Genomic DNA, 26,197 nt, shown 5'->3' on the forward strand with positions numbered 1-26,197 from the left:
GCGGATGCCTTGAAAGCTGGCGTCAGCCCGATCGGTGTGCGGATCCCTGACTTGCAGACCTATGTGCTGGATGCCAATCGTGAGCCGGTGCCGGTTGGTGTCGTTGGAGAATTGTATGTCGGCGGTGCGGGCGTAGCGCGGGGTTACCTGAACCGTCCGGAACTGAACGAAGAACGCTTTATCGCCGATCCGTTCAGCAAAGTTGAAAATGCCCGTCTATATCGCACCGGCGACCTGGCGCGCTGGACCGCCGAAGGCAGCCTGGATTATCTGGGCCGTAACGACGATCAGGTAAAGATCCGTGGTTTCCGGATCGAACTGGGTGAAGTCGAAGCGCAACTGGCGGCTTGCAATGGCGTGCGCGAAGCAGTGGTTATTGCTCGCGAAGATGTCCCGGGCGACAAGCGTCTGGTGGCTTATGTCATTGCAGAAGACGGTGCAGATCCGTCTGCCGCCGACCTGCGTGACCAACTGTTGCAAAGCCTGGCCGAGCATATGCTGCCCAGCGCTTTTGTAATGCTGGAGAAATTGCCGCTGACCACCAACGGCAAGCTGGACCGCAAGGCGCTGCCTGCACCCGATCAGTCAGCCTTGGCCAGCCGGGCCTATGAAGCGCCACAAGGCGAAGTCGAGGAAGTCATTGCCCAGCTCTGGCAGGAATTGCTGGGCGTCGAGCAGGTAGGTCGCCATGACCACTTCTTCGAGCTGGGTGGCCATTCGTTGCTGGCCGTGAAGCTGATCGAACGCATGCGCCAGCAGAATCTCAGCGCCGATGTGCGTGTGCTGTTTGGTCAGCCGACGTTGGCAGCCCTGGCGGCAGCCGTGGGTGGTCAGGCACAGATTGTGGTGCCGGAAAACCTGATTCCCGAAGGCTGCGAGCGCATCACCCCCGAGATGTTGCCGCTGGCGGATCTGGATCAGCAGGCTATAGACCGCGTCGTAGCCAATGTGCCGGGCGGTGTGGCCAATGTGCAGGATATCTATGCGCTGGCTCCGTTGCAGGAAGGGATTCTTTATCATCACCTGTCGGCGGTCGAAGGCGATCCCTATCTGCAATATGCGCTGTTCGCTTTTGACAGCCTGGAGCGAGTCCATAAGTTTGCCGCGGCCTTGCAAAGCGTGGTGTCGCGGCATGACATTCTGCGCACGGGCGTGCTCTGGGAGAGTCTGGACGAGCCGGTACAAGTGGTCTGGCGTCATGCAGAACTGATCGCGGAAGAGATTCTGCTCGATCCGCTGGCCGGCGATATCGCTGAGCAACTGTGTGAAGTGCTTGATCCGCGTCACTATCGTCTGGACATTCGCCAGGCCCCGATGATGCGTATCGGTTACGCCCATGATCCGGTCAACAATCGCTGGCTGGGCATGCTGCTGTTCCATCATATGGTCGACGACGCGACTTCCCTGGGCATCGTGACTTCGGAAATCGAAGCCTTCATGGCCGGCCTCGGTGATCAGTTGCCAGCCTCGGTGCCTTACCGCAACTATGTGGCTCAGGCCCGTCTGGGTGTCAGTCGTGAGGAACATGAAGCGTTCTTCCGCGACATGCTGGGCGATATCGACGAGCCGACGCTGCCATTCGGCCTGCATGACGTGCAGGGTGACGGACAGGGCATTCAGGAAGTCCGCCAGATGGTGGACGCTTCCCTTGGCCAGCGTTTGCGGGCTCAGGCTCGCAAACTGGGTGTCAGTGCTGCCAGCCTGTATCACCTGGGCTGGGCGCGGGTGCTGGGCGCTGTTTCGGGTCGCGATGAAGTAGTTTTCGGCACGGTATTGCTGGGCCGGATGCAAGGTGGCGAAGGGGCCGATCGCGCCTTGGGCATGTTTATCAACACCTTGCCATTGCGGGTTGATCTTGGCGCTCAGGCTGTCGCTGGCGGTGTGAAGAAAACCCATGCCAACCTGACCGCTCTGCTGGGGCATGAACATGCCTCGCTGGTACTTGCCCAGCGTTGCAGTGGTGTCGAAGCGCCCACACCGCTGTTCAGCTCACTGCTCAATTACCGTCATCTGCAAAACCGTACCAGTGCTTCCAGCGCCTCGGCCTGGGAAGGTATTGAGGCCCTGTCGGGAGAAGAGCGCACGAACTACCCGCTGACCCTGTCGGTGGACGATCTGGGCGAAGCCTTCAACCTGACCGTCATGGCTGAAGCGCAAATCGGTGCAGAGCGTGTCTGTGGCTATATGCAGCGCGTCATGCATCAATTGATCGATGCACTGGAGCAGGCTCCGGAAACAGCGCTGGGTGATCTGTCGATCCTTCCGGAGAGTGAGCGTGAACAGCTGCTGAATCACTGGAATGTCAGTGATACGACCTATGTCGATGACCTGCTGATTCACCGCGCCGTTGAAGGCTGGGCCGAGAAACAACCTTCGGCCACGGCGATTCGTTTCGAGGGCCGTCTGTTGAGTTATGGCGAACTCAACGCTCGTGCCAACCAGGTGGCCCATCGCCTGATCGAACAGGGCATCGGCCCGGACGATCGGGTGGCGATCTGCGTCGAACGTGGTCCGGAGATGATTATCGGCCTGCTGGGCATCCTCAAGGCCGGTGCGGGTTATGTGCCGATGGATCCGGCTTATCCGGCCGAGCGTCTGGCTTACCTGCTTAACGACAGCGCACCGTTGGCGGTGCTGGTTCAAGCGTCCACCGCAGAAGTGCTGTCGGATGTGTCGGTGCCGGTCATCAATCTGGGCGATGCGCGTTTGCAGGAGCAATCCGTCTCCAATCCGCAGGTGGATTCGTCTTCGTCAAACCTGGCCTATGTGATCTATACCTCCGGTTCCACCGGCTTGCCGAAGGGCGTGCAGGTCGAGCACCGCAACGTGGCGCGTCTGTTCTCGGCCACCCAATCGTGGTTCGAGTTCGGTTCGACCGATGTCTGGGCACTGTTTCACTCGTTCGCCTTCGACTTCTCGGTCTGGGAAATCTGGGGTGCGCTGGTGCACGGTGGCGAGTTGCTGATCGTGCCGCAACTGGTCAGCCGCTCGCCGCAGGAATGCTATGCCTTGCTGTGCGAGGCGGGCGTGACCATTCTCAACCAGACGCCAAGCGCGTTCCGTCAGTTGATTGCAGCTCAGGGTGAAAGTCAGCAATCGCATTCCCTGCGTCAGGTGATCTTTGGTGGTGAGGCTCTGGAAACCGGGATTCTCAAGCCTTGGTATGCCCGAGCCATCAATGCTGGCACCCAATTGGTGAATATGTACGGCATCACCGAAACCACGGTGCACGTGACTTATCGTGCGCTGGAAGCGGCGGATGCCTTGAAAGCTGGCGTCAGCCCGATCGGTGTGCGGATCCCTGACTTGCAGACCTATGTGCTGGATGCCAACCGCGAGCCTGTGCCGGTCGGTGTCGTCGGTGAGCTGTATGTCGGCGGTGCTGGCGTGGCCCGTGGCTATCTGAACCGTCCTGAGCTGAATGAAGAGCGCTTTATCGCCGATCCGTTCAGCCAGCGTCCCGGCGCGCGACTGTACCGCACCGGCGACCTGGCGCGCTGGACCGCCGAAGGCAGCCTGGATTATCTGGGCCGTAACGACGATCAGGTGAAGATCCGTGGTTTCCGGATCGAACTGGGTGAAGTCGAGGCCCAGCTTGCAGCCTGCAATGGCGTGCGCGAAGCGGTGGTAATCGCTCGTGAAGATGTCCCGGGCGACAAGCGTCTGGTGGCTTATGTCATTGCAGAAGAGGGCATGAACCCATCTGCTGCCGACCTGCGTGACCAACTGTTGCAAAGCCTGGCCGAGCATATGCTGCCCAGCGCCTTTGTGATGCTGGAATCGCTGCCATTGACCACCAACGGCAAGCTGGACCGCAAGGCCTTGCCTGCACCGGATCAGTCAGCCTTGGCCAGCCGGGCCTATGAAGCGCCACAAGGTAAAGTCGAAACCGCGATTGCCGAACTCTGGCAGGAGTTGCTGGGCGTTGAGCAGGTAGGTCGTCATGACCACTTCTTCGAGCTGGGTGGTCACTCGCTGCTGGCGGTGAAGCTGATCGAGCGCATGCGCCAGCAGGACCTCAGTGCCGATGTGCGTGTGCTGTTTGGTCAGCCGACGCTGGCAGCCCTGGCGGCAGCCGTGGGTGGTCAGGCACAGATTGTGGTGCCGGAAAACCTTATTCCCGAAGGCTGCGAGCGCATCACGCCGGACATGCTGCCGCTGGCGGATCTGGATCAGCAGGCTATAGACCGCGTCGTGGCCAATGTGCCGGGGGGTATGGCCAATGTGCAGGATATCTACGCCCTGGCTCCGTTGCAGGAAGGCATTCTGTATCACCATCTGGCTGCCAGCCAGGGCGACCCGTATGTGCTGCAGGTGCAGTTCAGTTTTGAGGATCGTCAGCGTGTCGACATCTTTGCCAGAGCCTTGCAGAGCGTCGTGGATCGTAACGATATTCTGCGTACCGCTGTGATTTGGGAAAGCCTGAGCGAGCCTGTCCAGGTGGTATGGCGCAAGGCGACTCTGGACGTTGAAGAGGTCGTGCTGGAGCAGAACGAAGCGGATGCATTGCAACAACTGCAACAGCGCTTCGACCCACGCCACTATCGTCTCGATGTTTCCCGCGCACCTCTGATGCGTCTGGCCTTTGCTGCTGATCCTGCCAATAACCGCTGGGTCGGGATGTTGCTGTTCCATCACATGGCCCTCGACCATACCGCACTGGAAGTCGTGGTCCAGGAAATGCAGGCCAGCCTTATGGGGCAGACCGAGCTTCTGCCTGCCGCTGTGCCGTATCGCAATCATGTGGCCAATGCCCGTCTGGGCGTCAGCCGTGAGGAACATGAAGCCTTCTTCCGCGACATGCTGGGCGATATCGACGAGCCGACCCTGCCATTGGGTCTTCAGGATGTTCAGGGTGATGGCCATGGCATCGAAGAAGCGCACCAGATTCTGGACGATGCCTTGAGTCTGCGCCTGAATGCTCAGGCCCGCCGCCTGGGTGCCAGTGCCGCGAGCCTGATGCATCTGGCCTGGGCGCAGGTGGTAGGCCGTCTGGCCGGTCGTGAAGAAGTGGTGTTCGGCACCGTGCTGATGGGACGCATGAGCGGCACTGCCGGTGCGGACCGGGCGCTGGGGATGTTTATCAATACCTTGCCGCTGCGCATCGATGTCGGCACTCAGGGCGTGGAAGCCGGTGTTCGCGCGACTCATCAACGCCTGTCGGCCTTGCTCGGCCATGAGCATGCCTCCTTGTCACTGGCCCAGCGCTGCAGCGGTGTGCCTTCGGCGTTGCCGCTGTTCAGCACCTTGCTCAACTACCGCCACAGTGCGGGTGAGGTACCGGTATCCGAAGCCGTGGCAGCGTGGGCTGGTATTCAGACGCTGTCCATGGAAGAGCGCACCAACTATCCACTGACCCTGAACGTGGATGATCTGGGCGACCGCTTCATGCTCAATGCCCAGGCGGTTGTCGAGATCGGTGCACAACGGACCTGTGATCTCATGCAGGCGGCGCTTGTAAGCCTGGTCACGGCTCTGGAAGAGGCTCCGAATACCCACCTCAATCGTCTGTCGGTATTGTCAGAGGCCGAGCGCAACCAGGTGCTGGTGGCATTCAATGACACCCATGCGCCGTATCCGCACACCCAGACCATTCACGGTCTGTTCGAGGCTCAGGTCGAACGCACACCGGATGCGGTGGCGTTGGTCCATGGCAGTGAGCGCCTGAGCTATCGCACCCTCAACGAACGCGCCAACCGCCTGGCTCATCATCTGCGCAATCAGGGTGTGCAGCCGGACTCGCGTGTCGGTATCTGTGTCGAGCGTGGCACCGATATGGTGGTTGGCCTGTTGGCAATCCTCAAGGCGGGTGGTGCCTATGTGCCACTTGACCCGGCCTATCCGGTAGACCGTATTGCCTACATGCTGAAGAACAGTGCGCCGGCAGCCATTCTGGCGCATACCGTCAATCATGAGTTGCTGGCCACGTCTTCGGCCCCGATCATCGACCTGGATCGGGGTAACTGGCTCAATGAACCGGCCGCCAATCCGCAGGTGCCGGGCCTCAACGCCAGCCACCTGGCCTATGTGATCTACACCTCGGGTTCGACCGGTCTGCCGAAAGGCGTGATGATTGAGCACCGCAATACGGTCAACTTCCTGACCTGGGCGCAGCAGGCGTTTGCGCCTGAGGTGCTGGCCAAAACCCTGTTCTCCACCTCGTTGAACTTCGACCTGGCGGTTTACGAGTGCTTTGCGCCGTTGATTTCCGGTGGCTGTATCGAAGTGGTCAAGAACGTGCTGGCTCTGCAAGACGGCGAGCATGATGTCACGCTGATCAACACCGTCCCATCGGCACTGAAAGCGCTGCTGGAGTCGGGCGGTCTGGGGCAGGGCGTGCATACCGTCAACGTGGCCGGTGAAGCGCTTAAAGGTTCGCTGGTCGAGAAGCTGTTTGCCGAAACCGGCGTCCAGCGCCTGTGCAACCTGTATGGCCCGTCGGAAACCACCACCTACTCGAGCTGGGTGGCAATGGACCGCGAAGACGGCTTTGCGCCACATATCGGCAAGCCGGTGGCCAATACCCAGTTCTACCTGCTGGACGAGCATCGTCAGCCAGTGCCTTTGGGTGTGCCGGGCGAAATCTATATCGGCGGTGCCGGTGTGGCCCGTGGTTACCTGAACCGTGACGACCTGACCGCCGAGCGCTTCCTGGACGATCCATTCAATGCCGGAGCGCGGATGTACCGCACCGGCGACCTGGGTCGCTGGCTGGCCGATGGCAATATCGAATACCTGGGGCGTAACGACGATCAGGTCAAGATCCGTGGTTTCCGTATCGAGCTGGGTGAGATCGAAGCCAAACTGGCGCGCCATGAAAGCGTGAAGGAAGCGGTGGTGATGGCCCGTGAGGACGTACCGGGCGACAAGCGTCTGGTGGCTTACTTCACTGCTCGTGTCGAAGGCGTGGATATCGAGGCGCTGCGCGAATACCTGCAAGCCTTGCTGCCTGAATACATGGTGCCAATGGCTTACGTTGTGCTTGAAGCCTTGCCACTGACCCCCAACGGCAAGCTGGATCGCAAGGCACTGCCTGCGCCGGACCAGCAGGCGCTGGTCAGTCAGGGCTACGAAGCGCCTCAGGGTGAGATCGAGGTGGCGCTGGCGCACATCTGGCAGGAATTGCTGGGTGTCGAGAAGGTTGGTCGCTTCGACCGCTTCTTTGATCTGGGCGGCCATTCATTGCTCGCCATTCGCCTGATCTCCCAGGTGAGGCTGCGTCTGGGCGTCGAGCTGAGCCTGAGCGAACTGTTCGCTCACTCCGAACTGTCTGCTCTGGCCGGATTGCTGGCCGAGGCGGGGCGCAGCGCGCTGCCGGATATTGTCAGTGTGCCTCGCGATGAGGAACTGCCTCTGTCGTTTGCCCAGCAGCGTCTCTGGTTCCTGGCGCAAATGGAGGGGGGCAGCACGGCGTACAACATGCCGGCCGGTCTGCGCTTGCGCGGTGCCCTTGATGAAAGTGCGCTGCAAAAGGCACTGGAGCGGATCATTGCCCGCCATGAAGCCTTGCGTACACGCTTCGCCGTTCGTGAAGATCAGGAGCCTGTACAACGGATTGAAACGCTCGAAAGCGGATTCACGCTGACCCGTGTCAACCTGCAAGCCAGCAGCGACCGTGAGCAACAGTTGCTGGCCATGGCGCAGGAGGAAGCTCTGGCACCGTTCGACCTGGCTACCGGCCCCTTGATTCGGGGGCGACTGGTGCGCCTGGATGCCGAAGATCATGCCTTGCTGGTAACGGTGCATCATATTGTCTCCGACGGCTGGTCCATAGGTGTGCTGACCCATGAACTGACGGCGCTGTATGAAGCATTCAGACAGGGGCTGGACGATCCGTTGCCACCGCTGAGCGTGCAGTACGCCGACTATGCCGTGTGGCAGCGTCGCTGGCTGAGTGGCGAAGTGCTGGAGGCGCAAAGCCGTTACTGGCAGCAAACCCTGGCCGATGCACCTGCATTGCTGGCGTTGCCTACCGACAAACCTCGCCCGGCGCAGCAGGATTATGCCGGTGCAACCCTGGGTGTCGTGCTCGATGCAGCCTTGACCCAGGACCTGAAAGCCTTGAGTCAGCGCCATGGCACGACGCTGTACATGACCGTCATGGCCGCGTGGGCTGTGTTGCTGAGCCGGCTTTCCGGGCAGGACGACGTGGTGATCGGTTCGCCCATGGCTAACCGCATGCGTGCTGAAGTCGAGCCTCTGATCGGCTTTTTCGTCAACACCCTGGCCGTTCGTATCGATGTGGCGGACGACCCGGATGTCAAGACCCTGCTGGCCCGGGTCAAGGATCGGGTCCTGAGTGCCCAGGCCCATCAGGATCTGCCGTTCGAGCAAGTGGTGGAGGTGGTCAAACCGGTACGCAGTCTGGCGCACAGCCCGGTATTCCAGGCCATGTTGAGCTGGCAGGATACCGGCGGTACGGCGCTGGAACTGCAAGGTCTGGCGCTGGAAGGCATCGGTATCGCCAATACCGTGTCCAAGTTCGACCTTTCTCTGGACCTGAGCGAATTGCAGGGCCAACTGGTCGGCAGCCTTGAATACGCTACGGCTCTGTTTGGCGAAGCCACCGTAAGCCGTTATATCCGCTATTTCGAAAATGTCCTGCGCGGTCTGGTGGCAGGTGACGAGACAGCGATCACCCGCATTGAATTGCTGGATGCCGAAGAGCGTCAGCGCCTGCTGAATGACTTGAACCGCACCCGGACAACCTATCCGCAGACCAGCACCGTTCACCGCCTGTTCGAGGAGCGTGTGGCTGCCCAGCCCGATGCCATTGCCGTGGCCTGCGAAGGCGAGCGTCTCAGTTATGCGCAATTGAACCAGCGAGCTAACCGCCTGGCCCACACATTGATCGGCATGGGCATTGGCCCGGACGATCGGGTGGCGATCTGCGTAGAGCGTGGTATCGATATGCTGGTCGGCCTGCTGGGCGTACTCAAGGCCGGCGGTGCCTATGTGCCTCTTGATCCGGCCTATCCGGCGGATCGCCTGCAATTCATGTTGCAGGACAGTCAGCCCAAGGCCGTCTTGAGCCATCGCGGGCTGGACCGTTCACTACCTGATCTGAACATTCCGCTGGTGGCTCTGGACAACCCCTTGACGGGCGCGGAGCACAACCCGGAGGTCGAAGGCCTGAATGCCCGGCATCTGGCTTATGTGATCTATACCTCGGGCTCTACCGGCAACCCCAAAGGGGTGATGATCGAGCATCGTGGCCTGGTCAACTACAGCCTCGATGCAGCACGCCTGTTCGAGCTGACGCCCGATGATTCGGTCCTGCAGCAAAACTCCCTCAACTTCGACCTGTCGGTGGAGGAGGTTTTCCCGGCATTGCTGGCTGGCGCGACCCTGGTTCCGACCCGGGAAATCTTTGGCAGCGAAGGTCTGGCAGTCGAAACCCCGAGCATGCTGCACATGACCGCTGCGCACTGGCATACCCTGGTAGGTGACTGGCACCACCAGCCGCACCTCGCAGCCGCCGCGCTGGCAAACGTGCGGTTGATCAACGTCACCGGCGACGCCTTGTCAGCCCAGAAGCTGCAATGGTGGCAGGCATTGCGTCCAGCCCATACCCAGTTGATCAATACCTACGGGCCGACCGAGGCGACCGTGTCCTGCACGACTGCCTATGTGGATAACACGGCTGTCAGTCACAACGTCACCATCGGTAAACCGATGGCCAACACCCGTATCTACCTGCTCGATGCCCGGCAACAACCGGTTCCAGAAGGCGTGGCGGGGGAAATGTACATTGGCGGCGACGGTGTGGCCCGCGGCTATCTGAACCTTGAGCGGGTCAATGCCGAGCGTTTCCTGGTCGATCCTTTCAGCGACGAGCCTGACGCCCGGATGTACAGGACAGGCGATCTGGCGCGTTACCTGGCAGATGGCAGCCTCGAATACCTGGGCCGCAACGACTTCCAGGTCAAGGTTCGAGGGTTCCGTATCGAGCTGGGTGAAATCGAAACCCGTCTTGGTGACTGCTCCGGGGTCAAGGAGGCTGTGGTCATTGCCCGGGAAGATGCGCCGGGCGAGAAACGTCTGGTCGCCTATGTGGTGCCTCATGCCGGGCAAACACTGACTGCGGCGGTACTTCGCGAGACTCTCGCGCCACAACTGGCCGAGTACATGCTGCCAAGTGCTTTCGTGATGCTGGAAGCAATGCCTCTGACGCCGAACCGCAAGCTGGACCGCAAGGCGTTGCCGGCACCGGACGGAGAGGCCTTCGCCAGCCGGATCCACGAGCCGCCGCAAGGCGCGACCGAAACCGCATTGGCCCAGATCTGGCAGCAATTGCTCGATGTGGAGCGGGTAGGGCGCAATGACCACTTCTTTGAATTGGGCGGTCATTCCCTGCTGGCCATGCGCCTGATTGCCCATGTCCGGCAACGCCTGGGAGCCGAATTGCGCCTGATGGATATCTTCGCCCATCCGGTACTGGAAGCCATGGCCAAGGGACTGGCCCAGGCGGCCCGCAGTTCCCAGCCTTCGGTGATCGCGGTTTCCCGTGATCAGGCCTTGCCTCTGTCGTTCGCGCAACAGCGGCTCTGGTTCCTGGCGCGTCTCGAAGGCGACAACCCGGCTTATCACATTCCGGCCGGCCTGCGTCTGCGTGGCGAGCTGGATGCGAATGCGCTGCAAAGTTCGCTGGACATGATCGTTGCGCGTCACGAGTCGTTGCGCACCACCTTTGTCCAGATGACGGGACAGGATGCCGAACAGCGCATTGCACCGTCCGATATCGGTTTCGAACTGCGTCTGCAGTCACTGGAGGGGCAACCTGCTACCGAGCAGACCCTCGCGTTGCTGGTGACCGAAGAGGCGCGGGCACCCTTCGATCTGAGCAAGGGACCGCTGGTGCGTGGTCAACTGGTTCGCATGGCCGACGACGATCACGTCCTGCTGGTAACTTTCCATCACATCATTGCCGATGGCTGGTCTTCGGACATATTCACCCGTGAACTGGGCATTCTTTATGAAGCGCTGCGCAATGGTGAAACCGATCCGCTGCCGGCCCTGACGCTGCAATACGCCGATTATGCAATGTGGCAGCGCTGCTGGCTGACCGCCGAAGTGTTGCAGCAGCAGACCGGCTACTGGCAACAGGCACTGGCCGATGCTCCGGCGCTGCTGAGTCTGCCTGTTGACCGTGCTCGCCCTGCGCACCAGGACTATTCGGGGAATGCCGTCGGTCTGGCGCTGGATGAGGCTCTGACTGAAAAGCTCAAGGCGTTGAGTCAGCGTCAGGGCACTACCTTGTTCATGACCGTACTGGCGGCCTGGGCCACGGTACTGGGGCGTCTGGCCAGTCAGGATGATGTGGTGATCGGTACGCCGGTGGCCAACCGCACCCGCGTGGAGGTCGAAGGTCTGATCGGTCTGTTCGTCAACACCCTGGCTCTGCGCGTGGATTTGTCTGCCGATCCGACCGTCGAGGCATTGCTGCAACAGGTCAAGGCCCGAACCCTTGAAGCACAGGCCCATCAGGACTTGCCGTTCGAACAGGTAGTGGAAGCCGTCAACCCGGTGCGCAGCCTGTCCCACAGCCCGATCTTCCAGGCCATGTTGTCCTGGCAGAACGGTGCAGGCGAGGATCTGGCTCTTGGCAATATGAGTCTGCAGGGCGTCAATTCCACCAGCCGCAGCGCCAAGTTCGATGTGCTGCTGGACATGGCAGAAGTCGGTGGCCGTCTGTATGGCTCGCTGGAATATGCAACCGCACTGTTTGACCGGGAGACTATCGAACGCCATCTGGGTTATCTGGAAGCGGTATTGCGTGGCATGGTCGCTGACAGCCATGCCGTCATGACCCACATTCCGCTGGTGCAGGACGCTGAACGTCGGCAATTGCTCGACACATTCAACGCGACGGCCGTGGACTATCCGCGGGGTCTGACGCTGCATGCTCTGTTTGAAGAGCAGGTAGCGAGAACGCCGGAAGCAACGGCCTTGACCTTCGAAGACACGTCATGGAGCTATGCACAGCTCAACGCACGGGCCAACAACATCGCTCATCGCCTGATCGGCATGGGCGTCGCAGTGGAAGACCGGGTCGCCATCTGCGTGGAGCGCAGTCTGCACATGGTTGCGGGTCTGCTGGGGATTCTCAAGGCGGGTGCCGGCTACGTGCCGCTGGATCCGGATTATCCTGCTGATCGACTGGCCTATATGCTGGAGAACAGCGCGCCGGTCGTTGTGCTCAGCCAGTTGTCCCTGCACGACAGCCTGCCACACTGCAAGTGCCCGATGCTGATGCTCGATGGCCAGGATCTGGATGGTTTGCCGGTCGATAACCCGACGGTTGCCAATCTGACGGAGTCGAACCTGGCCTATGTGATCTATACCTCAGGCTCCACCGGCCAACCCAAAGGTGTCATGAACGAACACCTCGGTGTCGTGAACCGGCTCTTGTGGATGCAGGACGAATACGCTCTGGACGCGACCGATGTCGTGTTGCAGAAAACTCCGTTCAGCTTCGACGTGTCGGTGTGGGAATTCTTCTGGCCGCTGTTCAACGGTGCCCGTCTGGTGATGGCTCGTCCGGGCGGTCACCGTGAACCCGCTTACCTGTGCGATACGATTCAGGCCCAGGGTGTGACGACTCTGCACTTCGTACCTTCGATGCTGGAAGTTTTCCTGACTCACGGCAATCTGGAGCGTTGCCACAGCCTTACCCGTGTGATGTGCAGTGGTGAAGCGTTGCCGGGGCATCTGGTCAGACGCTTCAAGGCACAGCCGACCAGCGCCGTCCTGTACAACCTGTATGGCCCGACCGAGGCGGCGGTGGACGTCACCGCCTGGGACTGCAGCGGTCTTGAAACACCGGATAACACGCCGATTGGCAAGCCGGTGGCCAATACCGGTATCTATCTGCTCGACAGTGTCTTCCAGCCGGTGCCTTTGGGCAGTGCGGGTGAAATCTACATTGCCGGGATCCAGGTGGCGCGTGGTTACCTGGGACGTCCTGAGCTGACCGCCGAGCGTTTCCTGCGCGACCCGTTCAGCAGTGACCCGACGGCGCGGATGTACCGCACCGGTGACCTGGGTCGTTTCCTGGCCGACGGCACGCTGATCTATCTGGGCCGTAATGACGATCAGGTCAAGATCCGCGGTTTCCGGATCGAACTGGGTGAGGTGGCCGCACGTCTGGGCACTCATCCAGACATTCTGGAAACCGTGGTCATTGCCCGTGAGGACGAGCCGGGTGACAAGCGACTGGCGGCCTATTACACCGCAAGCCGTGAGCTGGAAGTCGAAAGCCTGCGCGGCTATCTGCTGGGGCTGTTGCCGGAATACATGGTTCCGGCGGCGTACGTAAGGCTCGACAGCCTGCCCCTGAGCGCCAACGGCAAGCTGGACCGCAAGCGCTTGCCTGCACCGGACCGGGCCAGCATTGCCAGCCGCACGTACGAGGCACCGCAGGGTGCGACCGAGATCTTGCTGGCCGGGATCTGGGCTGAGCTGCTGCATGTCGAACAAGTCGGTCGCTTCGACCACTTCTTTGAACTGGGCGGACACTCACTTCTGGCGGTCACGCTGATCGAACGCATGCGTCAGGCCGGGCTGAGTGCGGATGTCCGGGTATTGTTCGGGCAGCCGACGCTTGCTGCGCTGGCCCAGGCAGTGGGCAGTGATCATGAAGTGACGGTGCCGGAAAACCTGATCATCGCGGGCAGTGAGCAGATTACTCCGCAGATGCTGCCTCTGATCGATCTGACTCAGGACGAGATAGATCGCCTGGTTGCTGCGGTGCCCGGCGGCGTGGCGAACATTCAGGATATCTACCCGCTGGCTCCGTTGCAGGAAGGCATTCTCTATCACCACCTGGCTTCTGAAGTCGGTGACTCCTACCTGCAGCAGGCGCTGTTTACCTTCGAGAATCAGGACCGTCTGGATGATTTCATCAGCGCCTTGCGTGGTGTGATCGGGCGGCATGACATTCTGCGTACGGCGATTTTCTGGGAAGGCTTGAGCGAGCCTGTTCAACTGGTCCTGCGCGAGGCTCCGCTGCCGATCGAAGTGGTCAAGCTGGACCCACGTCAGGGTGCGTTGGAAAACCAGTTGCGCGAACATTTCGATCCGCGTCACTACCGCATGGATGTGCGCCAGGCACCGTTGCTGCATCTGGCCTATGCCTATGACGATGAACGGGATCGCTGGGTCGGCATCCTGCTGTTCCATCACATTGCACTGGACCATACCGCTCTGGATGTCTTGCAGGCGGAAATGCAGGCGTTCCTGACGGGGCAGGAAGCACAACTGGACGCTGCCGTGCCGTATCGCAACTATGTGGCCCAGGCCCGGTTGGGTACAGAAGCGCAGACACACGATGCGTTCTTCACGCAAATGCTGGGTGATGTCACTGCATCGACACTGCCATTCGGTCTGCATGATGTGCAGATGGACGGCAATGGCATCGAGCAGTTCCGACTGATGCTGGACGAGTCGCTTGGGCAGAGGCTGCGTGCCTGCGCCCGGCAACTGGGCGTGAGCCCGGCCAGCCTGCATCACCTGGCCTGGGCGCAGGTGCTGAGCCTGGTCAGCGGTCGCGAAGATGTCGTGTTCGGCACCTTGTTGATGGGCCGCATGCAGGGCGGTGAGGGTGCCGATCGTGCCTTGGGCATGTTCATCAATACCTTGCCGATCCGCATTGATATCTCTGCCCGGAGTGCACGTGACGCGGTGCGTTCGACTCATGCTTCGCTGGCGGCTCTGCTGGCCCACGAGCATGCTTCACTGGCACTTGCCCAGCGTTGCAGTGGTATCGAGGCTCCGGCGCCGTTGTTCAGTGCCTTGCTCAACTATCGCCACAGCGGGGTACAGGTCGATGCCCAGACACAAGCGGCATGGGATGGCATTCAGGGACTGGGCGGCGAGGAGTGGAGCAACTATCCGGTCGCACTGAACGTGGACGATATGACCGACACTTTCGTGCTGACCGCCCAGGCCGTACCTCAGGCCGGAGCGGAACGCATCTGCGCTTACATGAATCGGGCATTGTTCAGTCTCGTCGAAGCTCTGGAGCGCACGCCGGACAAGCCGGTGCATGAATTGCAGGTTCTGCCGCTGGCCGAGCGTCATCAGGTATTGCTGGAGTTCAACGATACCCACGCGGACTATCCTGCGGATCAGCCGGTGCATCGTCTGTTCGAGGCGCAGGCACGACTGAATCCGCTGGCTGTTGCTGTCGAACATGACGGTGTCCAGACCTCCTACAGCAGCCTCGATGAACAGGCCGGGCGTCTGGCCGGACGGCTATGGCAAGAGGGCGTCAGGCCGGGTGACCCTGTCGCCATACTGCTGAACCGTTCGCTGGAGTGGCTGGTCAGCGCGCTGGCGATTCTCAAGTGCGGTGCGGTCTATGTACCGCTGGACCGTCAGGCTCCCGAAGAGCGCTTGCGCATGGTTCTGGATGACAGTGCCGCGGTGTTGACCCTGAGCGCCGGGAACATGTCGGTTCCCGAGGGCATTCGCTGGCTGGATGTGACAGTTCCAGCGGGTACTGCCCTCGAGGAACAGGCTGAAACGGGGGGCAACGATGCGGCTTACATCCTTTACACCTCCGGCTCTACGGGAATGCCCAAAGGTGTGGTCGTGCCGCACCGTGGCATTGCACGTCTGGTCCTGAACAATGACTTCGCGCAGTTCACTGCACAGGATCGTCTGGCCTTTGCATCGAACCCGGCATTCGATGCCAGCACTCTGGAGATCTGGGGCGCGCTGCTCAACGGCGGGCGGATAGTCATCATCGATCATGAATGCCTGTTGGACCCGAACCGCTTCGCGCAGGTCCTGACAGGTTCCGAAGTCAGCGTGCTGTTCCTGACTACGGCGGTCTTCAACCATTACGTGAGCCTTATTGGCGATGCCCTTGCCGGGTTGCGTGTCCTGATGTCGGGTGGCGAGCGGGCAGACCCGCAGATGTTCGCCCGGATGCGTGAGAAGGCTCCTGCCTTGCAGTTGCTGCATGCCTATGGCCCGACCGAGAGCACTACTTTCGCTACCACTCATGAGGTCAAAGAGGTCGCGCCGGATGCCGCCATTCTGTCCATTGGCAAACCCTTGTCCAACACACGGGTGTATGTGCTGGATGCGCGACAGAAGCCTGTTCCCGTGGGGGTCGAGGGTGAGATCTGCATCGCTGGCGATGGCGTGGCCCTGGGTTACCTGAACCGCCCGGAACTCAGCGCAAAAGCGTTCCTGGATGATCCGTTCAGCCCGGGCGAAGGTGCCTTGTTGTACCGCACCGGCGATACCGGACGCTGGCAGGCGGACGGGACCCTGGATTGTCTGGGACGTACCGACAATCAGGTCAAGCTGCGTGGCTACCGGATTGAGCTGGGCGAGATCGAAGCCAGGCTGAATATTCATCCTGCGATCAGAGAGGGCGTTGTACTGGCACGTGAGTCGACTGCCGGAGGGAAATGCCTGGTGGCCTATTTCACTGCCGATGGCGACGTTGATCTCGAAGCGCTGCGAGCGCACATGCAGAACCAGCTACCGGACTACATGGTGCCGGCAGCTTATGTAAGGGTGGAGAAAATGCCATTGACTGCAAACGGCAAGGTGGATGTAAAAGCACTCCCGGATCCTGATGAACTGGCGCTGGTCAGCCGGGGTTATGAAGCGCCTCATGAGGGGCTTGAAACCACACTGGCCGAGGCCTGGGCACAAGTGCTGCAACTGGAGCGAGTGGGACGCCACGAGCGCTTCTTCGAACTGGGTGGCCACTCACTGCTGGCAGTGCGTCTGGTCGGCGTTCTGACTCAGATCGATGCGCGCATCACCTTGTCCGAGGTCTTCGAGCACGACAGTGTCGCGGCCATGGCCGGGCTTATCGAGCAGCGTGGAACTCATCAGGTTGAGTCGGGAGGCGCAATTACGGTGCGCAGCAGTGGCACACGCACACCGTTGTTCCTGGTCCATGAGTTCAGCGGTCTGGATCTGTATTTCCCGGCACTGGGCAAGCACATCGATGCCGACACGCCGATCTACGGATTACCCGCTCTGGCCTGGGGCGAGCCGCAGTTGCAGACGCTGGAGTGCATGGCGACCCGGCTGATCGGGTTGATGCGTGAGGTTCAGCCGCAAGGTCCCTATCGTCTGGCGGGCTGGTCGTTTGGTGGTGTTCTGGCCTATGAAATCGCCAACCAGTTGATTGCCCTTGAGGAGACAGTCGAGTTCCTTGGTCTGATCGACAGTTACTACCCGCGCTTCGTGGATCAGGGACAGCAGCGCTGGAACCGGGAACATGGGCATGCCTTGCACTTGCTGGACCGTTGCGAGGTGCTGGCCAATGCTGCGGGCCTGAGCAGCGACGAACGCACTCGTATTGCCGATGCTCTGGCGGCGCTGCAGTCCATGGCCCGTCAGGCAGATTTCGATACGTTGCTGGCCGCCTGCCGTGCACAGAATCTGCTGCCAGCAGAGCTGGCAGTGCTGGGGCGTGACGAACTCTGGTATTACCTTGATCGCGAAGTCGCTCATGGCCATGCCCTTGCAAACTACAGCGTGTACCCGATTCCCGTGCCGGTGCATCTGTTCGTAGCCGCTGAACGAGCTGCGGATGCCCCGCTGCATGAGGGACATCTGGGTTGGGAGGCTGTTCTGCCTGTTGCCCAGTTGCGTTGTATCTCGGTGCCGGGTGACCACCAGACCATGATGGAGCTGCCTCATATTCAGGAGCTGGGCGCGGCCATCAGTGTGGCATTGGAAGGTGGCGGGCCTGCCGGTCCGAACGGCGGGACGTTCCATCCATTGCTGACGATTCAATCCGGGCGTGCCGACCATGTACCGTTGTTCTGTGTGCCGGGGGCCGGCGACAGTGTCACCGGGTTTATCGCCCTGGCCGATGCTTTAGGTCCGCACTGGCCGGTGCACGGGCTGCAACCCAGAGGGCTGGATGGCGCAACAGTACCTTTCGGTCTGGTAGAGGTCGCTGCCGAGGCCTATCTGAAAGCCATCGACTCCGTTCATCCCCACGGTCCGGTGCATCTGCTGGGGCATTCGTTCGGTGGCTGGGTGGTCTATGAAATGGCCGCTCGTCTTCAGGCCAGTGGACGCAAGGTTGCGTCGCTAACCATGATCGACAGCGAGTCTCCAGGCGGCAATGGCGTGGTGGGCAGGCCTTATACCAGCAGTGGTGTCTTGAAGCGCCTGATCGAGGCTATTCAGTTGTCGTCTGGCAAGTCATTGAACATCGATGCTGCTGCCTTTGACGGCCAGAACGATGCCGGACAGATGCGGATGCTGCATGCGGGCATGGTCCGCGCAGGCATTCTGCCGGCCCGTTCCCCGGTCACGGCAATGAATGGCCCGGCGCGGGCCTTCGGGGCAGCCCTGCGCACGCGTTACAAACCCGTTCACCGCTACGACGGTCCGGCCAGGCTGGTTCTGGCCGAAGACCCGACACTGGATGCCGCGAACAACCAGCGTGAGCAGCAATCGATGCTCGAAGGCTGGAAATCCCAGATTTCAGATCTGGGCGTCTGGTACGGCCCCGGCAACCATTTCACGATTCTCAAGGACGGTCATGTGCAACGCCTCGCGCAATGGTGGCGCGAGGGGCTCGCGGCATCAGGCAAGGAAGTCAGCCCGCAGATAACCCTTGAATAACGGCCTCGACGGCAAACATCGACAACCTTCATCCCGGCTGCCAGCCAGCCGGGCCTGTCCGTAAAGTATTCGTGGTCCTATATGCCAAAGTTCAAATTTCGCAAAACCGTTATCACTCTCGGCCTGGTGGTTGCGGCCGGTGTCTTGTATGCCGCGACCCGCTCCGAGGACGCGCCGCCCCAGTACCTGACGGCCAAGGCCGAGCGTACCGATATCGAGAATTCGGTGCTGGCTACCGGCGTTCTGCAAGGGGTCAGGCAGGTGGATGTCGGTGCCCAGGTGTCCGGCCAGTTGAAGTCCCTCAAGGTCCAGTTGGGAGATGAGGTCAAGAAAGGGCAATGGCTGGCCGAGATCGACCCGGTCGTGCTGCAGAACTCCCTGCGTCAGGCTCAAGTCAATGAAGAAGACCTGATCGCCAAGAAGGAAGCTACGGCAGCGCAACTGAGCAAAGCCAAGACCACCTATGACCGTTATCAGAACCTGCTGCCGGCAGATGCGATCTCGAAACAGGATTTCGAGACGGCCAAGGCGGATTATCACGTTCAGGATGCCAACCTGCGCTCATTGAATGCCCAGCTCAAGGATGCCCGCATTCAGGTGGAGACCGCCCGGGTCAACCTGGGTTATACACGCATTGTCGCGCCCATAGATGGGGCTGTAGTGGGCATCGTGACTCAGGAAGGCCAGACCGTCATTGCCCAGCAACTGGCACCGGTACTGCTCAAGCTTGCCGATCTGGACACCATGACCGTGAAGGCCCAGGTTTCCGAAGCGGATGTGATTCATATCAAACAGGGCCAGGAAGTCTATTTCACGATCCTCGGTGAGTCCGACAAACGCTACTACGGCAAATTGCGCGGTATCGAGCCAGCGCCGCAGAACTTCCTGGAGACCCAGGCCAACAACTCCAGTCGTCAGAACACAGCGGTTTTCTATAACGCGCTGTTCGATGTACCCAATCCCGATCACAAGCTGCGTATCTCGATGACTGCGCAGGTGCGTATCGTGCTTTCCAAAGCCACTGGCGTATTGACGGTCCCTGTTGCGGCATTGGGCGATAAAGACGCTGAAGGCCGCTTTGCGGTTCGCGTACTGGATGCCCAGGGTGTTGCGCAGGTTCGCAAGGTCAAGACCGGTATCAATAACAATGTCCGGGTGCAGATCGATGACGGGTTGCAGGAAGGTGATCAGGTTGTCATCGGCGAGCCTTCAACCTCGACGGCGACTGCCGCCGCAACTTCAGGAGCCGGCGCATGACGACTCAACCATTACTGGAGCTGCAAGGCATTACCCGCCGCTTCAGCGCAGGTGCCAAGGATTTCATTGCCCTGGATAACATCAACCTGACGATCAACGAAGGTGAGCTGGTCGCGATCATCGGCGCATCCGGGTCGGGCAAGTCGACACTGATGAACGTGCTTGGCTGTCTCGATCATGCCGATGAGGGGAGCTACAAGGTCGGCGGACGTGAAACCCATGCCCTGACGGATGACGAACTGGCAGCGCTCAGACGCGATCATTTCGGTTTCATCTTCCAGCGTTACCACCTGCTTGGGCATTTGAGCGCGGTCAATAACGTCGAGATGCCTGCGATCTATGCAGGTGTAGGCGAGTCAGTCCGCAATGACAGGGCACAAGAGCTTCTGTCACGGCTGGGGCTGGGGGAGCACTTGCGTAACCGGCCCAATCAACTCTCCGGTGGTCAGCAACAGCGGGTCAGTATTGCACGCGCCTTGATGAATGGCGGGGAGATCATTCTCGCCGACGAACCGACCGGAGCGCTGGATACCGCAAGCGGCAAGGAGGTGATGAAGATTCTGCTGGAGCTCAATGCGGCCGGGCGCACGGTGATTCTGGTTACCCACGATGAAAAGGTCGCGGCGCATGCCCAGCGAGTCATCGAGATATCCGACGGCAAGATCGTCAGTGATCGTATCAACTCCGATCGTCAGTCCCTGGAAGAGCAGAAGCAAGACCGCTTGCCGACAACCCGAAAGGGCAATCGCCTGGTGGCCAGCATCGAGTTGTTTCGCGAGGCATTCACCATGGCCTGGGTCGCGCTTATCTCGCACCGCATGCGTACCTTGCTGACCATGCTGGGTATTGTCATCGGCATTACATCCGTAGTGTCTATCGTGGCGGTCGGTGAGGGCGCCAAACGCTATGTGCTCAATGATATCGCTGCCATTGGCAGTACGACCATCGAGATATTCCCCGGCACCGACTGGGGCGACAGCCGTTCGGCAGCGATCGAAACACTGTCCCTTGGTGACGTCGCGGCGCTGGGAGAGCAGTACTACATTGATAGTGCCACGCCCAATGTCGGCCGCAATCTGCTGCTGCGCTATCAGAATCTCGACGTGACCGCGACAGTCAACGGAGTGGGCGACAACTATTTCCGTGTACGCGGCATCAAGATGGGGGAGGGAGTGGGCTTCAGCAAGGAAGACAGCATTCGACAGGCCCAGGTGGTGGTGATCGATCACAACACCCGCATACGGCTGTTCGGACCGAAAGCCGACCCGCTGGGCCAGGTCATTCTGGTGGATAACCTGCCATGTGTCGTCATTGGTGTAACCGAAGACAAGAAGAGCGTCTTCAATACCAGCAAAAACCTGAATGTATGGATGCCTTACGAAACGGCTTCGGGACGTTTGCTGGGGCAGCGCTATCTGGACAGCATCACGGTAAGGGTCAAGGACGGACAGCCGAGCAAACTGGTGGAAGAGAATCTGACCAAACTTATCGAGAAACGCCACGGTACCAAGGACTTCTTCACCTACAACCTGGACAGCATCATGCAGACCGTGCAGAAGACAAGTCAGTCTCTGGCGCTGCTGTTGTCGCTGATCGCGGTGATTTCCCTGGTGGTTGGCGGGATAGGGGTCATGAATATCATGCTGGTATCGGTGACTGAACGCACTCGCGAAATCGGTATCCGGATGGCGGTGGGTGCAAGGCCTTCCGACATTCGTCAGCAGTTTCTCGTAGAAGCGGTGATGGTTTGCCTGCTGGGCGGCATTATCGGTATCGGCCTGTCCTTTGCCATTGGCTATGTGTTTGCCCTGCTGGTCAAGGAGTGGCAAATGGTGTTTTCACTGGGATCGATCATTACGGCGTTCGTCTGTTCCACTCTGATCGGCATCGTGTTCGGTTTTGTGCCTGCACGCAATGCGGCACGTCTTGATCCCATCGAAGCCCTTGCGCGGGACTGAGCCTTGCTATCAGCCTCGATCTTCCGGGGCTGAATCGGGCTGAAAAGAGAGAGTGTTACAGAGAGAAAGAAGCAAGGGTATCGGTCAGTACATCCTCGGATATAGAACCGTTACCCTTGCAAAAGGAAGTGAACGCTGAAGAAGTGAAGAGCTGCTTCAGACAGCCTTCTGATAGACGCCGGCAGCCGTGACACTACGCTTGGTGTCGGTTGCATGCAGCCAGCGAAGCAACGGACTGCGTCCGCCAATCCCCATCTTTACCGCTGCGCGCTTGAAATAGCTTTCCACGGTGCTGACCTTCAATTCCAGACGTTCGGCCAGTTGAGGGACGGTGAGGCCTGCCAGCAGGCCAACACACACCTCGGTTTCACGCAGGGACAGGCTCAACTCCGATGCCTGCAAACGATCGAGGAAGCGCTGGCGCAAGCTTTCCATGGCTGCATCTTCAGCAGCTCCGGCGATAATTGGCGTTGGAGCCACGGCTGCACGTACTGGCGTCAACGTGGCGATGTGTTCTTCGACAATCGGCAGCAGCATCAAGGACATGTCCTTGAGCTGCGCCCGTTCCTGGCTGGTGAAAGGTCTTGAGGAGGATGAACGATAGACCGAGATGACACAGCGCTTGCCATTGCTGTGAGATGCCAGGTGCACTTGAGGCACCTCACTGTGATCGTTGCTGTCCTGCGCCTCATAAGCCGGTGTATCGAACCTGATGCTCTTGTCGACGCGGGCATTGGCAAACTGTTCGGCACTCAGCAAGACAGGCTCCAGGCAATGCTGGCCATTGTGCTGCATGGCATCCTGGCTGAGGTTTCTGGTGATGGGAGCTGGTACGGCAGCAGTGGTCGCGACTTCCACCAGCTTGGTGCGGTGCTGGGTCACGTGGGTGGCATCCACATGGAGCGAGGCGCTGATCAGATCGTGCAGCAGGCGGGCAAAATGACGGCTTCCGGTACCGGTGATGACTTTACCCAAGTGGGGAAAGAGTTGTTGAACGTTCATCAGACTTCCTTTTTGTGTTAGATGAATTTTTTTTCAGTTGAATTTCTTCAACCTCCCAGTCGCGACTAAAAGTGCGCCGGGGCCTGTGGATTAAGGTCTGGGTCGTCATCTTCCTGTGAGCTTCCCAAGCCTTACCCCTGAAGAATCAAGGGCTGTTTTTCTCGCTGCGAGTAATATCAAGAGTTTGTCGCACTGTTCAAAAAGCGACATCGTCCAAGGCAAACATCTATCGAGCTTTAGGGTCCGCATGCTCGATGAATTTAATTATTCTTGGGCTGTCTGAATATTGAACAGTGATTAATTTTTAACTTTCGCATCACTCATTTACTACTGTACCTAGGTACAGGAATGATTCAAGACGCCTTGTGTGCGCGACTATTGTATTTCTCAATGCAGTGAATAGTTAATGTTTATCGAGGACTTTCCTTAAGGTGGAGCCTTACTAAACAATCTGTGCGCAATGATTAAACATATATATGTTTCAAACACATGTTTATGGAAGAGTTATGAGGTTATATCGCGGGCACACGCAAACTACGCACTGATTGAGTGCGAAAGAATGCTTCAATAGGGCGTAAAGAAGAAATTAATTGATGACTCTGGACTAGTCCAGATGGGTTTACTGGACTAGACCAGGTTGAGATACATGGCCTTCATCATGGCTTGCTTGACGTTGACACACTCCAGTTTTTCCGTCATCTGATGAGCGTAGAATTTCACTGTACGCTCACTGATATTCATTATCAGGCCGATTTCCCGGTAGGTCTTGCCCATGCTGAGCCACCTCAGAAACTCGTTTTCCCGTGGCGTCAGCCTCAGCGAGTCGGAGGACGTGCTGGGGTGCGGTCGGTTGTGATGGGCGAGATCGCTTATGACCTTTATCGCCAGTTGATGGGCTTTGATACTGGGCACGAACGCTTTGTTTGCAAGGGGAGCGGCCAGGTGCATCGAGCCAAAAGTGCGGCCAGGCTCATGCATGGGGACAGTGAAGCCTTGTTCTATCCCGTAATGGGCGGACTGCTCGACCACCTCCAGATTGACATGCTTGGGGCGCAGGACCTCGCTCCAGAAGAAGGGGCTGGAGGTGTTCGCCGAGTGAATGATGATGGGGTCTTTCTTGTAGAGCGACTTCATGCGATAGGTTTCTATCCACTCGGCCGGGTAATTGCTGAATATGGAAACTCGAGAAATCCCCAGCGGGGTCAGGTCCATGTGCAGGTAGGCAAAATAATCAACGTTTAACTTGCCAAGGAGGGAGGAGAGCGAACTGATATATTCAGTTTCACTGGCGGCAGGGAAATTTCGCTCCGCTTCGATGAGCAAGTCAAACACCTGGGAATCCGGCAGTCTTGTGTCCATAGAGTCAGTCCGATAAATATCAATCTTTGCCACGCCGTGAATGCTGTTACCCGGTCAAGAACGCTCGATAGTGCGAGTTTTCATCGGAAACAAGTGAGGTCATACGACAACGGATGATCGAGAAAAGTTCAACGGCAAGTTCAGGGCTTGCCGTGTATGGTCTGCGCCCTAAGTCTGCTGAATGTGAAAATTTCATGATTTCAAAAGTCATTGTTAGCCCGGTCTTAGATTTGACGATTCGCACCTGGATCCAATCATGCACGTGCACTTGAGAAAAAGCTATATCGTTTCAGCCTCTAGTGCAACCTGCAGGTGTTCACTTCTAGGATTTTTTGGCTATATGTGGGGAGGAGTTTCTCTGACGGGTCTTTGGCTGAGTGAATTAGTAACACTAATAAGTGGATTAGTGCAGATACATACATATGAGTAGGTAAAAAAATATTAATGTTCCCTGGTACGCTAAGTGCTAGCTATTTAATATTAACCACCTACTATCATGTTGTAGAGATGCACTTGGCCACCATTATCATTTGAATGGATTTTCAGCATGCCCGCTCAAGCGGGCGGGACTGGCGGCAGGCTGGCTGGCATGGTGTACTCATTCCAGCCACCACCTAGCGCCTTGTAGAGGTTGATTTCGGCAGTAAGCTGGGCAAGGCGGTCCGAGATCAATGTCGATTGTGCAGTGAAGAGTGAGCGCTGAGCATCCAGCAAGGTCAGACTGCTATCCAGACCGTTTCTGTAGCGTGCTTCGGCCAGGCGGTAATAGTCCTCGTTGGCTTTCAGTGAGTCACGCTGTGCAACCAGTTGTTCTGTGTACGTCTGTCTTGCCGCCAGGCCATCGGCGACTTCCTTGAAAGCGGTCTGAATGCTTTTCTCGTACTGTGCGACCCGGATATCTTTCTGGATTTTCGAGTAATCCAGGCTGGCGCGCAGGTTGCCCGCATTGAAGATCGGTATGCTGATCTGTGGCTGGAAAAGCCAGCCTCCCGAACCAGCCTTGAACAGCCCCGACAGATCCCTGCTCGATGTACCTGCATTGGCAGTCAGGCTGATGTTTGGAAAGAATGCGGCACGCGCAGCGCCGATATTGGCATTGGCAGCTTTAAGCTGGTGTTCGGCTTGCAGAATGTCGGGACGACGCTGCAACAGTTCAGAAGGCAAGCCCGCCGGTACATTGCCAAGCAGCTCGCTGCTCAAGGGCTGCGCCGGCAGCGTATCCGACACGTTTGTGCCTGTCAGCAGGGTCAGGGCATTGAGGTCCTGGGCAACCAGTCTTTCGTATTGTGCAAGGCGTGCCCGTGCACTTTCCACGGACGTGCGTGCCTGGCTGATGGCCAGAGCCGATGCAGTGCCTGCCGATCCTTGTTGCAGAGTCAGCTTGAGGCTCTGTTCATAGGTCTGCAGAGTGTCACGGGTGAGTTTGAGCTGCTCCTGGTCTGCACGCCAGGTGAGGTAAGCGGTTGCCACGTTGGCCACAAGGCTCAGTTGCGTGCTGCGCCGAGCCTGTTCGCTGGAAAGATAGATTTCCAGATCCTCACGGGAAAGGCTGCGGTTGCGCCCGAACAGATCCAGTTCGTAGGCACTGATGCCCAATGTCGTAGAGTAGGAACTGCTGATGGCACGCTTGTTGACCCCTGACAAATCGGCCGGAAGACTTTGTCGCGTGCCTGACCCGCTCACTGAAACCGCGGGAAACAGGGCGCTACGCTGTATACGGTACTGAGCCTGATACCCCTCGAGATTGAGCACCGCTACGCGCAAGTCACGATTATTGGACAATGAGCTTTCGATCAGTTGACCAAGTACCGGGTCGCGAAAGAAGTTTCGCCAACCTTGTTCCGCCGCTGCCGGATTTGCCGGCTCGGTAACACCTGCCGCATAGGCAGGACCAGTCGGGTAGCTTGCAGCAACAGGTAAGGTCGGGCGTTGATAGTCGGGAATGAGAGAGCAACCGCCAAGCACTGAAAACGTCAGGGCGCTGAGTAAGAAGTACTTCATTGAAA

At 59.0% G+C, this 26,197-nt stretch carries 6 protein-coding genes; 3 read left to right on the forward strand and 3 right to left on the reverse strand.

From position 1 onward, the window contains the following. The 3 genes from JSY17_RS24655 to JSY17_RS24665 form a co-directional block, all read left to right on the forward strand. Nucleotides 1-18,615: non-ribosomal peptide synthase/polyketide synthase (locus JSY17_RS24655; RefSeq protein ID WP_206403266.1), on the forward strand; the 18,615-nt coding region annotated here is incomplete at its 5' end. An 81-nt stretch (nucleotides 18,616-18,696) separates the two neighbouring features. Further along, the gene (gene macA / locus JSY17_RS24660; RefSeq protein ID WP_117181459.1) at nucleotides 18,697-19,872 is read left to right on the forward strand and encodes a macrolide transporter subunit MacA; all 1,176 of its coding nucleotides are present in this window, start codon (nucleotides 18,697-18,699) and stop codon (nucleotides 19,870-19,872) included. Continuing rightward, nucleotides 19,869-21,830 carry a MacB family efflux pump subunit gene (locus JSY17_RS24665; RefSeq protein WP_206403265.1) on the forward strand — a complete coding sequence of 654 codons (1,962 nt, stop codon included), beginning with the start codon at nucleotides 19,869-19,871 and terminating at the stop codon, nucleotides 21,828-21,830. Before macA ends, JSY17_RS24665 begins: the two co-directional genes overlap by 4 nt. Nucleotides 21,831-21,986: 156 nt before the next feature. Here the strand turns inward: JSY17_RS24665 and JSY17_RS24670 are convergent, their stop codons facing one another. The 3 genes from JSY17_RS24670 to JSY17_RS24680 all read right to left on the reverse strand — a co-directional run bounded on the left by JSY17_RS24670 (nucleotide 21,987) and on the right by JSY17_RS24680 (nucleotide 26,192). Continuing rightward, entirely contained in the window at nucleotides 21,987-22,832 is an 846-nt protein-coding gene (locus JSY17_RS24670) for a helix-turn-helix transcriptional regulator (protein WP_117186617.1), read from the reverse strand. Nucleotides 22,833-23,459: 627 nt separating this feature from the next. After that, nucleotides 23,460-24,191 carry a LuxR family transcriptional regulator gene (locus JSY17_RS24675; protein ID WP_122370931.1) on the reverse strand — a complete coding sequence of 244 codons (732 nt, stop codon included), beginning with the start codon at nucleotides 24,189-24,191 and terminating at the stop codon, nucleotides 23,460-23,462. Nucleotides 24,192-24,746: 555 nt separating this feature from the next. Then, nucleotides 24,747-26,192, reverse strand: a complete 1,446-nt coding sequence (locus tag JSY17_RS24680; RefSeq protein ID WP_206403264.1) for an efflux transporter outer membrane subunit — start codon at nucleotides 26,190-26,192, stop codon at nucleotides 24,747-24,749. Nucleotides 26,193-26,197 lie beyond the last annotated feature (5 nt).

The organism is Pseudomonas capsici (assembly GCF_017165765.1).
GTDB lineage: Bacteria > Pseudomonadota > Gammaproteobacteria > Pseudomonadales > Pseudomonadaceae > Aquipseudomonas > Aquipseudomonas capsici.

Bases quoted from the DNA above. Each gene is read 5' to 3' on its own strand.
- JSY17_RS24665 (WP_206403265.1), top strand. From the start codon at position 19,869: ATGACGACTCAACCATTACTGGAGCTGCAAGGCATTACCCGCCGCTTC.
- JSY17_RS24680 (WP_206403264.1), bottom strand. From the start codon at position 26,192: ATGAAGTACTTCTTACTCAGCGCCCTGACGTTTTCAGTGCTTGGCGGT.
- JSY17_RS24670 (WP_117186617.1), bottom strand. From the start codon at position 22,832: ATGAACGTTCAACAACTCTTTCCCCACTTGGGTAAAGTCATCACCGGT.
- JSY17_RS24675 (WP_122370931.1), bottom strand. From the start codon at position 24,191: ATGGACACAAGACTGCCGGATTCCCAGGTGTTTGACTTGCTCATCGAA.
- macA (WP_117181459.1), top strand. From the start codon at position 18,697: ATGCCAAAGTTCAAATTTCGCAAAACCGTTATCACTCTCGGCCTGGTG.